The sequence below is a fragment of the Zunongwangia endophytica genome (assembly GCF_030409505.1).
Lineage (GTDB): Bacteria > Bacteroidota > Bacteroidia > Flavobacteriales > Flavobacteriaceae > Zunongwangia > Zunongwangia endophytica.
Genome location: NZ_JAUFPZ010000002.1, coordinates 1,398,651 through 1,414,318, shown reverse-complemented (window position 1 = coordinate 1,414,318; position 15,668 = coordinate 1,398,651). Strand labels below are relative to the sequence as shown.

Below are 15,668 nucleotides of genomic sequence, written 5' to 3'. Positions count from 1 at the left end.
TTAAAATTATTGATTTTGTTTTTTGATTTTAGGTTGGTAGAAGCTTAATATTCTCTTAAATTACAACCCAAAATCAATTAATGACTTTACTAAACATTATATATATAACCCTGGCTGTGATATTCGCGCTGGGGTTTTCTTATTTTCAATATTTTGTAAAGTCTAAACGTAGCGGTAAAGAGCGTTTAATACTTTTTATTTTACGCGCTTTAGGAGTTTTTGCATTACTTCTATTACTGATTGATCCTAAAATAACCACTACAAAAATAGAAAGAGAAAAGCCAAATTTGGTATTGGCTTTGGATAATTCTGAATCTATTTCCCATCTAAATCAGGAAAAAAATATTGCTGAAATCACCTCATTTTTAACTGAAGATGACGAAATAAATCAACAATTTGATGTTCAAAATATCTATTTTGGAAACAACATTTTAAGCTCAGATTCGGCTAATTTTAGCGAAAAACAAACTGATATTTTTAAGGCTTTAAATAGTCTAAAATCGATCTATAAAAACAAGCAAACGGCGACCATTTTAGTTACCGATGGTAATCAAACTTTAGGGCGAGATTTTCAATATTTTGATGCTTCTTCAAATCAAAAAATCTTTCCGATAGTAGTGGGGGATACAACAAAATTTCCCGATCTAAGCATTTCAAAACTGAATGTAAACCGCTATGCATTTCTAGAAAATAAATTTCCGGTTGAAATATTCTTAAATTATTCAGGTTCGAAAAGTGTCGCTTCAAGGTTTCAAATTACAACTGAAGGGAAAACGGTTTCTTCTGAAAATGTAGATTTTTCAGCTGAAAAAAAGTCTTTGAAATTAGAGGTAAACTTGCCGGCTTCAAAATTAGGAACGCAAGCTTATTCCGCAGAAATTCTTCCGCTAGATAAAGAAAAGAATACGGTAAATAATCAAAATAGTTTTGCAGTTGAAGTGATTGATGAGCGTACTTCGGTGTTAATTCTCAGCAGTATTTCTCATCCAGATTTAGGAGCATTAAAAAAGGCTATAGAACAAAATAAACAGCGAATTTCTAGTATAAAATACGCTAGCGAAAATAATATAGAATTAAATGAATATCAGTTAGTTATAATTTATCAACCAAATGATAACTTTAATAATTATCTTAAGTTGATTGAAGGTAATAATCTTCCTTATTTATTAGTTACTGGAACTAAAACAAATTGGAATATAGTAAATAATAGTTTTCCAAATTTAGATAAATCTGTAACAGAAGATGTACAAGATTTTTATCCAATAATGAATTCAAATTTTAACCAATTTCAGTTTGAAGATATTGGATTTTCAAATCTATCACCATTACAAGACAAGTTTGGCGACATAAAAATTACGGATGATTTCAGTAATATACTCTATCAAAAAATAGAAAGTGTGGAGACCAATCAGCCATTATTGATTACGAGGAAAAACAACGGAATACGTTCAGGTTTTTTGTTTGGTGAAAATATCTGGCGATGGAGAAATAAGGTTTATGTAGAAAATCAAAGCTTCGAGAAATTCGATAATTTTATTGGAGCGATAGTTCAAAACTTAGCATCAAAAAATAAAAAAGAGCGGTTAAATATCGATTATGAATCTTTCTATTATTCTAATGAAATTGTAAAATTTGACGCTCAATTTTTCGACGAAAATTATCAATTTGATCCGAATGCAAATCTTCAAATCTTAGTCGAAAACGATAGCCTAGATTTGAGTTTTGATTCGAGGTTTTTGTTGCAAGAAAATTTTTATCAGGTGAGCTTTAATAACCTTCAACCGGGAGATTATCATTTTACCGTTACCGAGAAAAATTCAGGCTTAAATAAATCAGGAGAATTTTCAATAATAGCATTCAATGTAGAACAGCAATTTTCTTCAGCGAATTTGTCCAAATTAGAAAATCTGGCTTCAAGAAATAATACTCGCGTTTATTTTAAAGAAAATTTAGACGAGCTAAAACGCGAACTTTTAAATGATACTCGATTTTCTATAATTAGGAAAGCGAATAAAAAAAGCCGACCTTTGATAGACTGGTATTATTTACTCTTTATTATAGTTGCAATTCTAGCAGCCGAATGGTTTTACCGAAAATATAAAGGTCTAATTTAATTATATATTTATGAATAGATTACCCAAGCTTGCCATCCCTATTTTTATCGGACTGGTAATTTTAATAATTTTTGTCTCAAAATCTACTGTAACCATAGGTTCTGGTGAAGCAGGAGTGCTTTACAAAACTTTTGGAAATGGTGTCGTTACCGATGGACCTCCTTTAAATGAAGGTTTTCATTTGGTTGCCCCATGGAATAGAGTTTTTGTGTATGAAGTAAGACAGCAATCGCTAGATGAGAAAATGACAGTACTCTCTTCAAATGGTTTGGAGATTAAACTGGATGCTTCCGTATGGTTTCAGCCAGCTTATAATGATTTAGGGAAATTGCATCAGGAAAAGAGTGAAGCTTATATCGAGCGTTTATTAAAACCTGCATTACGATCTGCTACCAGAGCGGTTGTTGGTCGTTATAATCCAGAGCAACTATATTCTAGTAAGCGAGAAGCTATTCAGGAAGAAATTTTAGAAGAAACTCAGATATTACTAAGAGAACAGTATGTTCAGGTAAATGAAGTTTTAGTACGTGATGTAGCTTTACCATCAACAATTAAAGATGCTATCGAGCGTAAATTAAGACAAGAGCAAGAATCTTTAGAATATGAGTATCGATTAACTAAAGCTGAGCAGGAAGCAGAGCGTCAACGAATCGATGCTGAAGGTAAAGCACGTGCAAACCGCATTTTAAGTGAATCTTTAACCGATAAGATTTTACAGGAAAAAGGTATCCAGGCAACGTTAGAACTTTCAAAATCAGGTAATGCAAAAACTGTGATTATTGGATCTGGAGAAAATGGATTACCGCTAATATTAGGAAATAATTAAAATAAATCTCAAAAAGTTTAATTTTTGATTTTGAATTTTAAAATTAATACTTAGATTTGCTTTAACAATGAGAACAATACAATTACATCATCATCATTTTTACTACTGCGCTCACGCGAGGTAAATTTGATATGTGGTAATGTTAAGCATATTTAGAAACCCGTTTGAGCTATTCAAACGGGTTTTTTTTTGCCCAAAATTAAAAACTGAAAGTAAAAAATAAATACTTTTTCTGATGAAAGAAGAAAAATTAAGAATTGCGATTCAAAAATCTGGCCGACTAAACGAAGATTCTCTTAAGATCTTAAAAGATGCCGGAATTTCTATTGATAATGGGAAGGAACAATTAAAAGCTTCTGCTCGAAATTTCCCTGTAGAAGTACTTTATTTAAGAAATGGTGATATCCCTCAATATCTTCGAGACGGTGTGGTAGATGTCGCTATTTTGGGTGAAAATGTACTTATTGAGAAAGGTAAAGATATTATTCGAGGAGAAAAACTAGGCTTTTCTAAATGCCGTGTTTCTTTAGCTGTTCCAAAATCAGTAAAATATAATGGGATTCAGGATTTAGAGGGTAAAAAAATTGCGACCAGTTATCCAAATACGGTTAAAGACTATTTAGCTGAAAAAGGAATTTCAGCAGATTTACATATAATCAATGGTTCGGTAGAAATCGCTCCTAATATTGGTTTAGCCGATGCTATTTGTGATATTGTTTCCAGCGGAAGTACGCTTTTCAAAAACAATTTGAAAGAAGCTGAAGTAATGTTGAAAAGTGAAGCGATATTAGCCATTTCTCCAAACATTTCTGAGGCTCGCCAGGCAATATTAGATAAATTACAGTTTCGATTGAAGTCGGTTTTAAATGCACGAACTTCAAAATATATATTGCTAAATGCGCCGAATGATAAGTTAGATGAGATCATCAATTTATTACCAGGAATGCGCTCTCCAACGGTTTTACCTTTAGCTGAAAAAGGATGGAGTTCAATTCACACCGTAATAAACGAAGAACGTTTTTGGGAAGTAATCGACGAGTTAAAGCAATTAGGTGCCGAAGGATTACTTGTGGTGCCGATTGAGAAAATGGTGTTGTAAATTTAGATGTTAGATCGCTTCGCTTTTAGAGCTTAGAATATAGACTAGAGAAATAAGAATCAGGATTTACTTTGCATGCTAAATATTGAATTAAAAACTGAACATTAATAGTTGATAATTGTTATTTGAAATTTGAAAACTGGCCTATCGAAAGTTGATCGTTAAATTCGAAGTGAAGTAAGCGTTGAAATTTTAGGCTGTTTGAGCGTAGCGAGTTCCTAAAATTTAGCTTCGGAATGAAGAATTTAGATCAAGTTTCGTAAGCCTAGACTTTTTTGTTTCTTTTTTCGGCAATGGAAAAAAGAAAGAGTCAGATATTGAAACATAATAGTAGATTTTAAATTTGAAACAAAGAATTATTTATGATTAGATTTCTCGACTTCGTTTCACTACGCAAGTAATAATATCATGAATTTAAAGCTAAAAGTTAAAAATCGTAAACCGTAAACAGTTAACTGTAAACTGAAAAAAAATGAACAAAATATATAAACCTTCAAAATCGGAATGGGAAGTGGTTTTAAAGCGACCAACCAAAACGGTAGATGATATTGAAGATACGGTAAATCAAATATTTGCTGAAGTAAAAGCCAAAGGAGATGCAGCGGTGGCTAAATACACAGATATGTTTGATGGTATTAAACTGGAAAACACCTTAGCAACTTCAGAAGAAATTGCAACTGCTGAATCTGAGATTTCAGAAGAATTGAAGTCGGCTATTCTATTGGCGAAAAAAAATATTGAAAAATTTCATACCGCTCAAAAAACCGAAAAGATTGAGGTTGAAACTACAAGTGGTGTGAAATGCTGGCAGGAAAAAAGACCGATTCAAAAAGTCGGATTATATATTCCCGGTGGAAGTGCGCCATTATTTTCAACAATATTGATGTTGGCGGTACCGGCAGCAATTGCAGGGTGTAAAGAAATTGTGCTCTGTACGCCTCCTAATAAAGAAGGAAAAGTACATCCCGCGATTTTATACACTGCTAATTTATGCGGAGTAACAAAAATCAATAAGATTGGCGGAATCCAAGCGATAGCAGCCTTAACTTTTGGAACAGAAACGATTCCTAAAGTATATAAAATATTTGGTCCCGGAAATCAGTTTGTAACCGTTGCTAAGCAGTTAGCAACTCGGCATAATGTTTCGATCGATATGCCGGCAGGTCCATCAGAATTGTTAGTTGTCGCAGACGATTCGGCAAATCCAGCTTATGTGGCTTCAGATCTGTTAAGTCAGGCTGAACATGGCACCGATAGTCAGGTAATTTTGGTTTCAACTTCAAAAGCACTTTTAGATGAAGTAGAAAATGAAGTGGAAATTCAACTTGAAAAATTACCAAGAAAAGCTATTGCAGCAAAGGCGATAGAAAATTCAAAATTAATTCAGGTTGAAAATGATGAAATTGCACTCGAATTAATAAATGAATATGGTCCTGAACATTTTATAATTTCAACAGGAAATAACAATTTTTATATAGATGGAATCTTAAATGCAGGATCTGTTTTTATTGGAAATTATACTCCTGAAAGTGCCGGAGATTATGCTTCAGGAACTAATCATACCTTACCAACAAACGGATATGCAAAACAATATAGTGGCGTAAATCTGGATAGTTTTATGAAAAGTATGACGTTTCAGCAAATTTCAGAAGAAGGAATAAAAGGTATTGGTCCCGCTATCGAGTTAATGGCCGAAGCTGAAGGATTACAAGCTCATAAAAATGCGGTTACGCTACGTTTGAAAGATCTTGATTAATGCAATGATGAGTTTTTAGAGCGATACGTTTTGAGAAGAGAGATTAAAGACTAAAGAAATAAGATACAAGAAGAATTATTTTTGATTCTAAATGTTGAATTTATCTGAGATTATGAAAATGAGAATGAGATCCCGCATCAAGTCCGGGATGACGAAGATCGTTTGTTATACTGAACTTTTAATAAGATTGATTCAAGTCCGGAATTAAAAAATAGGTTGCGTCATGCTGAACTTGATTCAGCATCTCACTCAGCTTTTAAGGGTGAATTGAAGATATTATAGAGCGAAATTTAAATTAAAATGAAAAGTTCATTTGTATACATTCTGACAAATAGATATCGTACTGTTTTCTACACGGGTGTTACAAATGATTTGAAGAAAAGAATAGCAGAACATCACAGCGGAAATGGAAGTAATTTTACTTCTAAATATCAAATAAAAGATTTAATCTATTTTGAAGAATTTTCGGAAATTGAACAGGCAATTGCTAGAGAAAAACAAATTAAGAATTGGAAGAAGGAATGGAAATTAGAGCTTATTAAAGGTTTAAATCCAAAAATTGAAACATTAGACTATTAATTTTGAAAACGAGACGACATGCTGAAACCGTTTCAGCATCTCATTTGAGTGAGAAAAAGACGATGAGATCCCGGATCAAGTCCGGGATGACGAAAAAAGGTTCTAGTAATGCTGAACTTAATTCAGTATCTCATCTAGAGTGAGTATGACGATCAGATTTGATTAAGTTTTGGACGATGAAAAGAAGATTCAAAAAATAAAACCAACAGCTAATCGCAAAAGCTAAACATAAATGCCCACTAAAATAAACATACAAGACCTTGTTCGCGAAAACGTAAAGAAATTAAAGCCTTATTCTTCGGCTCGCGATGAATATAAAGCTACGGGAACCGAGATGGTTTTTCTGGATGCGAATGAAAATCCTTATCAAACCGATGTAAATCGTTATCCCGATCCACATCAACGAAATCTGAAAGACGAACTGGCAAAAATCAAAGAAGTTCAGCCAGAACAAATTTTGTTGGGTAATGGGAGCGACGAGGTTTTAGATTTATTATTTAGGGCGTTTTGTGAACCGGGAAAAGATAATGTAATCTCACTTCCGCCAACTTACGGAATGTATAAAGTACTTGCTGAAATCAATAATATCGAAAATAGAGAGGTGTTACTTTCTCAGGATTTCGAACCAAACATTTCAGAGATTTTATCGAAAATAGATGAAAATTCGAAGCTTTTATTTCTTTGTTCACCTAATAATCCAACGGGTAATACCTTTTCCGAAGAAAAAGTAATAGAATTACTTCAAAAATTCAAAGGATTAGTCATTATCGACGAGGCTTATATCGATTTTTCAGGAAAAGAAAGTTGGTTAAGTCGGCTTCAGCAATATCCCAATTTGGTCATTACACAAACACTTTCTAAAGCTTATGGAATGGCCGGAATCCGCTTGGGAATCTGCTGGGCTTCAGAAGAGATTATCGAGATTTTAAAGAAAATTAAGCCACCTTATAATGTAAACGAATTAACACAACAACGTGCTTTAAATCGTATTTTAGATGTAGATGTTGTAAGCAGTGAAGTCGCCGATATTTTAAAAGGTCGTAAAGAACTCGTAGAGGTATTGCAAGAAGTAACATTTGTAGAAAAAATATACCCTACAGACGCTAATTTTGTCTTAGTGAAGGTAGACGATGCAACTTCAAGATACCACCAGCTTATCGAAAAGGGAATTGTAATTAGAAATAGAACTACACAACCACTTTGTGAAAATACCCTGCGTTTAACCGTAGGAACCACAGAGGAAAATCAAAAATTAATAGCTGCTTTAAAGAGTTTAAACTAACCAAAATGCAAAAAGTATTATTTATAGACCGTGATGGTACGATTATTCTAGAACCTGAAGATTATCAGGTAGATAAATTAGAGAAATTGGAGTTTTATCCGGAAGCTTTATTTTATTTATCCAAAATCGCGAAAGAGTTAGATTACGAATTGGTAATGGTTACAAATCAAGATGGTTTGGGGACCGAGGTTTATCCCGAAGAGCAATTTTGGCCAATTCAGAATTTTGTGGTGAAGACTTTCGAAAATGAGGGTGTGAAATTCAGTGATATTTTAATCGATCGTACGTTTGCTAAAGATAATCAGGCTACCAGAAAACCGAACACTGGTTTGTTAGAAAGAAAATATTTGAATTCCGAAGCTTACGATATGGCAAACTCCATGATGATTGGCGATCGGATGACGGATATTGAATTTGCTAATAATTTCGGCGGAAAAGGAATTTTTATAGATACGCATGAAGATTTAGCAACAGATGAATTGAAAAACGATGTTTCTAAACTTGATGATACGATTGCATTAAAAACGTCTAGTTGGAAAGCTATTTACGAATTTTTAAAACTGAAAGATCGTACGGCTGAAATTGCGAGAAAAACTAACGAAACTGATATTAAAATTAAGCTGAATCTAGATGGAACCGGAAAATCTGAAATAGCTACCGGAATTGCATTTTTTGATCATATGCTCGATCAAATTGCACGCCACGGCCAAATGGATCTAGAAGTTAAAGTAAATGGCGATTTAGAGGTCGATGAACATCACACCATTGAAGATACCGCGATTGCTTTAGGAGAAGTTTATGCAAAAGCACTGGGTAATAAATTAGGTATCGAACGATACGGATTTTGTTTGCCCATGGACGATTGTTTAGCTCAGGTAGCTATCGATTTTGGTGGAAGAAACTGGTTAGTTTGGGAAGCCGATTTTAAACGAGAAATGGTTGGTAAAATGCCAACGGAAATGTTTTATCATTTCTTTAAATCTTTTACCGATGGAGCAAAAGCAAACCTAAATGTAAAAGCAGAGGGAACTAATGAGCATCACAAAATAGAAGCTATCTTTAAAGCTTTTGCAAAAGCGATTAAAATGGCCGTAAAAAGAGATACCGAAAAAATGATCCTTCCTTCAACCAAAGGAATGCTTTAGAAGAATTAAGCAATGTATTGAGTAATCAGTATGCAAAGCTCAATAGTTAATTCTAATTACTAACGACTATAGACATGAAAATAGCGATTATAGATTACGGCGCAGGCAATATTCAAAGTATCAAGTTTGCAGTGAAACGTTTGGGATTTGATGCTGTTTTAACCGATAAGGCTGAAGAAATTAAAGCCGCAGATAAGGTGATTTTCCCTGGAGTAGGCGAGGCGAGTAGCGCTATGAAAATGCTGAAGTCTACCGGACTTGATAAAGTGATTCCGCAACTTACTCAACCGGTCCTAGGAATTTGTCTGGGAATGCAGTTAATGTGCGAGTACTGCGAAGAAGGAGATACGACTGGATTATCGATTTTCGATGCTAAAGTGGTTAAATTTAATACTTCAGTTAAAGTACCGCAAATTGGCTGGAATCAGATCTACGATCTGAAATCTGAATTATTTAAAGGTATTCAGGAAAAAGAATATGTGTATTTAGTGCACAGTTTTTATGTGAAAGAATGCGAAGAAACAATTTGTTCTACGGAATATGGAGTCGAATATACATCAGCTATAAAGAAGAATAATTTTTACGGCGTTCAATTTCATCCGGAAAAAAGCAGTAAAGCCGGAGAGCGAATTTTGGAAAACTTTTTAAAATTAGAGAGTTAGTATATAGAAAATAGATCGCTTCGCTTTAGAAGTTAGAATAGAGATAAAAGATAAGTGAGTAATGATTCAAAATTCTGAATGCTGAATTTTGAATTAAAAGCTAAACGCTGATTACTAAAAGCTGACAGCTAAAAAACAGAAACTAAGAAAATGCGTTTAATCCCAGCTATAGATATTATTGACGGAAAGTGTGTACGACTTTCTAAAGGTGATTATAACACCAAAAAAATATATAATGAGAATCCGCTTGAGGTTGCAAAATCCTTCGAAGATCATGGGATTCAGCACCTGCATTTAGTAGATCTCGATGGTGCAAAATCTAAACATATTGTAAACCATAAAATATTAGAAGCTATTGCCAGTAAAACCAATCTTAGTGTTGATTTTGGTGGCGGACTAAAAACTGATAAGGATTTAGAAATTGCTTTTGAATGTGGCGCAAAGCAAATTACAGGCGGAAGTATCGCTGTAAAAGATCCTGAGATTTTTAATAGCTGGCTTCAGAAATTTGGCTCAACAAAAATTATTTTAGGAGCAGATGCTAATAACGAAAAAGTAGCGGTAAGCGGCTGGCAGGAAGAATCTGATCTAGAATTACTTCCTTTTATTAAAGAATATCATAAAAACGGCGTTTCTTATGTAATCTGTACCGATATTTCAAAAGATGGAATGTTACAAGGTCCAGCTTTCGAATTGTATGAACGAATTTTAGAAGAAAATCCAGACTTGAAATTAATCGCTTCCGGAGGAATTTCTAAGTTCGATGAATTATTAGAATTAGCCGAACTAGGATGCGAAGGAACAATAATAGGAAAAGCCATTTACGAAGGCCGAATTCAACTAAAACAATTAGAGACTTATATTTTAAATGACGGACGGTAGATTAGATTTTGGATCGTTGCGCTATTATAAGTTAGAAAAATTTGAAAATGTGTCGATTTGATGATATGATATTTTGAAGAAATTCGTATTTATTTTGAATTTTAAATGAAAATGCTGAGAAATGATCCCTAATTTTAGGTGTTGTCATCTCGACCGAGGCGGAGAGATCTCTTCAAAAATCTAAAAATTTTTAGTTTGAGAATGTGCCAATTTGGTGATGTGGAAATCTGAAGGTGTTAATCTAGATTTATGTTGAATTGTAAATAGTTGCTCTAAGATTTCTCGACTTCATTTCATTACGTTCGAAATGACAAATTATTGAAAAATAGCTGAAGGCTAAAAGCTGACTGCTGTAAGCTAAAAAACCGTAAACTAAAACAATGCTAACAAAAAGAATTATACCCTGTTTAGATATAAAGGCAGGAAGAACCGTAAAAGGAGTCAATTTTGTTGATCTAAGGGATGCTGGAGATCCTGTAGAATTGGCGGCAAAATATGCTGAAACTGGTGCAGATGAATTGGTTTTTCTTGATATTTCAGCAACAGAAGAACGCCGAAAAACTTTAGCTAATCTGGTATTAAGAGTTGCTGAAAAAGTAAATATTCCGTTCACCGTAGGTGGCGGTATTTCTTCTATTGAAGATGTAGATATTTTACTGAAGAATGGAGCCGATAAGGTTTCAATTAATTCTTCCGCAGTAAAAAATCCAGACTTAATTAACGAGCTTTCTAGAAAATTTGGCGCCCAGTGTATTACTGTAGCCATAGATGCAAAGCAGGTAAGCGGGAAATGGATTGTCCATTTAGTTGGAGGCAAAGTACCTACTGAACTCGATTTATTTGAATGGGCTAAAGAAGTTGAAGAGCGAGGAGCAGGAGAAATTTTATTTACGTCTATGAATAACGACGGTACAAAGAATGGTTTTGCTAATATTGCATTGGCAAAATTGTCTGAAGATTTAAATATACCCATTATTGCTTCCGGAGGAGCAGGGAATATTCAGCATTTTGTAGATGCATTTCAAGAAGGAAAAGCAGATGCAGCACTTGCTGCTAGTGTTTTTCATTTTAAAGAAATAGAAATTCCAGATCTTAAAAAAGAATTGGCAGATCAGGGAATTCCAGTAAGAATTTAAAATTAAAAAGATGAATATCGATTTTGATAAGAATAACGATGGATTAGTGCCAGCAATTATTCAAGATGCAACAACAAGAAAAGTGTTGATGTTGGGGTATATGAATGAGGAAGCTTATTTAAAAACCAACGAAACAAAGAAAGTTACTTTTTATAGCCGTAGTAAAAAACGTTTATGGACTAAGGGTGAAGAAAGCGGAAATTTTTTAAGCCTTGTTTCTATTAAAAATGACTGCGATAATGATTCGCTATTAATAATGGTGCATCCGCAGGGACCAACTTGCCACAAAGGTACAGATACGTGTTGGGCAGAAGAAAATGAAGCATCATTTGGATTTTTATCAGAATTAGAAGGAATTATTGCTCACCGTAAAAAGATGAGCGAAGTTGAGCCTGAATTACGAGAAGATAAAAACTCGTATGTAGTTTCTCTTTTTGATAAAGGAATGAATAAAATCGCTCAGAAAGTAGGAGAAGAAGCTGTTGAAGTGGTTATTGAAGCAAAGGATAATGATGAAGATCTTTTCCTAAATGAAAGTGCCGATCTACTATTTCATTATTTAATTCTTCTGAAAGCAAAAGGTTACGGACTAAAGGATATTTCTAAAGTTTTAGAAGAACGTCACTAGATGAAGCTAGATAGGGCTACATATAAAACTGAAGCTGAAGTTGTTTTGTTTATAAACGGGCAGTTTCCAAAGGAAATTCCTGTTTTAGATCGTTTTAAAAAGATTTATTGTACCGATGGTGCGTATGCTAAGCTTTCAGACTTAAATATTCAGCCAGATGTAGTTTCCGGCGATTTTGATTCTGTGAAAAGAAATAGAATAGCGGCATCGGTCGATGTGATAGAAACTCCAGACCAAAACGCTACAGATTTCGAAAAAGCGTTACGAATTATAATCAACGAAGGATTTAAAAGTGTTGCCGTTTATGGTTGCAGTGGGCTAGAACAAGATCATTTTTTAGGGAATCTTAATTCGATGATCCACCATTATAATGAAATTAATATTCGATGTTTTGATGATTTTGGCTGTTATTTTTTTGCTGAAAAATCAACTGAAATATGCGGATTTAAAGATGAAATAATTTCTCTTTTTCCTTTTTCTGAAGCTAAGAATATTTATTCTGAAGGTGTAAAATATCCTTTAACTAACGAAGATTTAGCCATTACAGATAGAATAGGAACTCGTAATACCATTACTGAAGATGTTGCCAAAGTTTCATTTGTATCTGGTAATTTATTGTTGTTTGTGCAGTCCATAAATACTTAACCTAAAATATCATCATAATTTGAAATAAATAAAAAAACCGCCAATACAGCGGTTTTTCTATTTTAGTGAGAATGGCTGAATTTTTTATTCAGTCCACCTTCCCATTTTTCCTTCCTGGAAGTCCTGATAAGCTTCGTCGATTTCTTGCATGCTATTCATTACAAAAGGACCACGAGCAACTACCGGTTCTTCAAAAGGAGTGGCAAAGCCAAATAACAAAATACTTTTTTCTGAAGCTGAGATTTGAAGTTTTTCATCATCATTATTAAACTCCGCTAAATGTCTTTCCTGTATTGCTTTTTCGTTTACTTCTAGACTTCCTTTAATCACGTAAAAGAATATATTCTGAGAAGTAGGAATATCAATATCTAATTTAGAATTTGCTTCAAAAAATACAGTAGAAAGGTTTATATCGGTATAAGTATCAAAAGCGCCTTTAATTCCTAGAAATTCACCCGATACGACCTGAGCTTTTACTTTTTTATCATCGGTAATTGCAACAGGAATATCATCTTTCTGTAAACCTATATATTTAGGTTCTTCCATTTTATGTTTTGCGGGTAGATTTACCCAAAGTTGCAAAATTTCAAGATCACCACCTTTTTTCTTAAACTCTTCCGAAGAAACTTCCGCATGTATAAGTCCGCTACCAGCCGTCATCCACTGTACGCCGCCGCTTTCGATAACACTCTTATGTCCGCCAGAATCTTTGTGTGCAATATCGCCATCTAATATAAAAGTCACGGTTTCCATCCCACGATGTGGATGTGGGCCAAATGGCAAGCCGTTATTATTTTCAGGATAAACCTGTGAACCATGATGATTCAGGAAAATAAAAGGATCGATCATCTGTAGGCTTGCCGTTGGAATGGGAGAATAAGTAACTAGATTTCCTATAGGACGCCATTCTGCCTGATGAATTTTCTTTATACTTCGCATAGTTTTTTTATTAAAATTAAAAAAAGGAAACCGTAAGGCCTCCTTTTTTACTGTATATTTTAACTAACATATGAGTTAGTAGGTTGATTCAGTTTTAAATATACAATCTCAGGGCAATGCGATGAGGCATTGGTCGGAAACGAATTTTCAATTTATTATAGGCAAGCCTTGAAGGATTAAACCCTTTAGCGAAGCCAATAAAAATTACTCTTTATTTCTAACGAATATGAGCTTGAATTTACTGTTGTTATTATTCTCGCGAGATTCAATTTCAAACTTATCAATAGAAGCAATCATTGGCGTAAGCTTTTGATAGCCATAGTTACGAGAATCGAAATTAGGTTGTTTTTTCTGTAGCAAACTTCCTACGTCGCCCATAAATGCCCAACCATCATCATCTGCAACATCAGATATAGTATTGGCGATATATTTAATTACACGTGGTGTTAGACGATCTACATTCGATTTTTTGTTCTGCTTTCCTTTTACTGCTTCCGGTTGTTCTTCTTCCTTATCCTTATTTTTAAGAATCTCCAGATATATGAACCGATCGCAGGCCACTATAAAAGGATCTGGCGTCTTTTTTTCTCCAATACCTATAACTCGCTTACCGGCTTCTCTTAATCGGGTTGCAAGGCGCGTAAAATCACTATCACTACTTACTAAGCAAAAACCATCGACTTTGTTGGAATATAAAATATCCATGGCATCGATAATCATGGCAGAATCGGTTGCATTTTTACCTTGCGTATAGCCATATTGTTGTATTGGGCTAACTGCGTTTTCAAGAAGAACAGATTTCCATTTAGAAAGGTGCGGATTTGTCCAATCGCCATAAATACGTTTTATAGTAGGATTCCCATGTTTCGCAATTTCTTCCATCATTTCTTTGACGTACGCCGAGGGAATATTGTCACCATCTATAAGTACCGCAAGATTATTGTCCATTCATTTGATTTTATGCAAAGGTAAAGTTTTATAAGAAAAATAATCCCGGTTAGATCAGCTTTGTTTATGATTAAAAGGGAATTCGATTTTGAATAAAAGATTAAAATTTAATGTGATGGCTCTACATGAATAAGAACATCAGCAATTTCGGGAAGTTCGGCTACCAGGGTATCTTTTACTTCATGTGCTATATCATGGCCTTCTTTTACGCTTATTTGCGCGTCAACATTAATGTGAAGATCCACATGAAACGTCATTCCCGTTTTGCGGACAAAACACTTTTCAGTATCCAACACTCCGGTTACAGTTGTAGCTAATTTTCTAATATCTTCGATAAGATCATCATACATATGCTCGTCCATAATTTCGCCCAGAGCAGGACGTAGAATAAGGTAAGCGTTAAATAAAATAAATCCTGAAGCCAGAAGTGCAGCCCAATCGTCTGCGCTTTCGTAACCATCCCCCATAATTAACGCAACGGTTATCCCGATAAATGCGGTTAGCGAAGTAATAGCGTCACTACGGTGATGCCAAGCATCTGCTTTTAGGGAAGTACTTTTAGTTTCATCACTTTTTTTAGAAACAATTCTATAAAAGGTTTCTTTAATGATGATTATAATGGCTAAAATAATTAGGGTGTAAGGTTCTGGGACTTCATGCGGCGTTCTTATGTTTTCTATACTTTCGTAAGCGATAACTGTTGCCGACACGATTAGAAATCCAACAACACCAAAAGTTACAAGTGGTTCTACACGCCCGTGGCCATAAGGATGATTATCATCGGCAGGTCTTGCGGCATATCTAAGACCTAAAAGGACTAAGAAAGAAGAGAAAACATCTGCAGTCGATTCTATAGCATCTGCAATAAGTGCGTAGGAGTTTCCAAAGAAGCCTGCTAAAAATTTGACAACGGCGAGTACTCCATTTCCTGCTATACTTAGATAGGATGTCTTAATCGCTTCTTTAAGCTTGTCACTCATTTCGGAAAATTAGGACGCAAAGGTACAAGCAAAAGCTGTACTGCGTA

Annotated in this window: 15 protein-coding genes; 12 read left to right on the top strand and 3 right to left on the bottom strand. The window is 34.3% G+C overall.

Annotated elements, in window-relative coordinates; genetic code table 11:
* The first annotated feature begins 80 nt into the window (after positions 1-80).
* The 12 genes from QWY91_RS06290 (at position 81) to QWY91_RS06235 (ending at position 12,754) form a co-directional block, all read left to right on the top strand.
* Positions 81-2,114, top strand: coding sequence for a VWA domain-containing protein (locus QWY91_RS06290; protein ID WP_290232709.1), 2,034 nt, complete (start codon positions 81-83; stop codon positions 2,112-2,114).
* A 10-nt stretch (positions 2,115-2,124) separates the two neighbouring features.
* Complete coding sequence (locus QWY91_RS06285; protein ID WP_290232707.1) at positions 2,125-2,940, top strand: prohibitin family protein; 816 nt, start codon at positions 2,125-2,127, stop codon at positions 2,938-2,940.
* A gap of 235 nt (positions 2,941-3,175) precedes the next feature.
* On the top strand, positions 3,176-4,039 hold the full coding sequence (gene hisG, locus QWY91_RS06280; RefSeq protein WP_290232704.1) for an ATP phosphoribosyltransferase: 864 nt from the start codon (positions 3,176-3,178) through the stop codon (positions 4,037-4,039).
* A 472-nt stretch (positions 4,040-4,511) separates the two neighbouring features.
* Entirely contained in the window at positions 4,512-5,795 is a 1,284-nt protein-coding gene (gene hisD / locus QWY91_RS06275) for a histidinol dehydrogenase (protein WP_290232701.1), read from the top strand.
* A gap of 300 nt (positions 5,796-6,095) precedes the next feature.
* Positions 6,096-6,374 (top strand): GIY-YIG nuclease family protein, encoded by a 279-nt coding sequence (locus tag QWY91_RS06270; protein WP_290232699.1) that lies wholly within the window; start codon positions 6,096-6,098, stop codon positions 6,372-6,374.
* Positions 6,375-6,606: 232 nt separating this feature from the next.
* On the top strand, positions 6,607-7,656 hold the full coding sequence (gene hisC / locus QWY91_RS06265; protein ID WP_290232696.1) for a histidinol-phosphate transaminase: 1,050 nt from the start codon (positions 6,607-6,609) through the stop codon (positions 7,654-7,656).
* A gap of 5 nt (positions 7,657-7,661) precedes the next feature.
* Positions 7,662-8,801, top strand: a complete 1,140-nt coding sequence (gene hisB / locus QWY91_RS06260; protein WP_290232693.1) for a bifunctional histidinol-phosphatase/imidazoleglycerol-phosphate dehydratase HisB — start codon at positions 7,662-7,664, stop codon at positions 8,799-8,801.
* 74 nt (positions 8,802-8,875) lie between these two features.
* The gene (hisH, locus tag QWY91_RS06255; protein ID WP_290232690.1) at positions 8,876-9,463 is read left to right on the top strand and encodes an imidazole glycerol phosphate synthase subunit HisH; all 588 of its coding nucleotides are present in this window, start codon (positions 8,876-8,878) and stop codon (positions 9,461-9,463) included.
* Positions 9,464-9,613: 150 nt separating this feature from the next.
* Positions 9,614-10,345 (top strand): 1-(5-phosphoribosyl)-5-[(5-phosphoribosylamino)methylideneamino]imidazole-4-carboxamide isomerase, encoded by a 732-nt coding sequence (gene hisA, locus QWY91_RS06250; protein ID WP_290232689.1) that lies wholly within the window; start codon positions 9,614-9,616, stop codon positions 10,343-10,345.
* A gap of 380 nt (positions 10,346-10,725) precedes the next feature.
* Positions 10,726-11,481 (top strand): imidazole glycerol phosphate synthase subunit HisF, encoded by a 756-nt coding sequence (gene hisF / locus QWY91_RS06245; RefSeq protein ID WP_290232686.1) that lies wholly within the window; start codon positions 10,726-10,728, stop codon positions 11,479-11,481.
* Positions 11,482-11,491: 10 nt separating this feature from the next.
* Entirely contained in the window at positions 11,492-12,109 is a 618-nt protein-coding gene (gene hisIE / locus QWY91_RS06240) for a bifunctional phosphoribosyl-AMP cyclohydrolase/phosphoribosyl-ATP diphosphatase HisIE (protein ID WP_290232683.1), read from the top strand.
* A complete protein-coding gene (locus QWY91_RS06235) occupies positions 12,110-12,754 on the top strand; it encodes a thiamine diphosphokinase (RefSeq protein ID WP_290232680.1) in 645 nt (214 codons plus the stop codon).
* 84 nt (positions 12,755-12,838) lie between these two features.
* Here the strand turns inward: QWY91_RS06235 and QWY91_RS06230 are convergent, their stop codons facing one another.
* The 3 genes from QWY91_RS06230 to QWY91_RS06220 all read right to left on the bottom strand — a co-directional run bounded on the left by QWY91_RS06230 (position 12,839) and on the right by QWY91_RS06220 (position 15,621).
* Entirely contained in the window at positions 12,839-13,693 is an 855-nt protein-coding gene (locus QWY91_RS06230) for a pirin family protein (protein ID WP_290232678.1), read from the bottom strand.
* 204 nt (positions 13,694-13,897) lie between these two features.
* Positions 13,898-14,641 (bottom strand): NYN domain-containing protein, encoded by a 744-nt coding sequence (locus QWY91_RS06225; protein ID WP_290232675.1) that lies wholly within the window; start codon positions 14,639-14,641, stop codon positions 13,898-13,900.
* 107 nt (positions 14,642-14,748) lie between these two features.
* Complete coding sequence (locus tag QWY91_RS06220; RefSeq protein WP_290232673.1) at positions 14,749-15,621, bottom strand: cation diffusion facilitator family transporter; 873 nt, start codon at positions 15,619-15,621, stop codon at positions 14,749-14,751.
* Between the last annotated feature and the right edge of the window lie 47 nt (positions 15,622-15,668).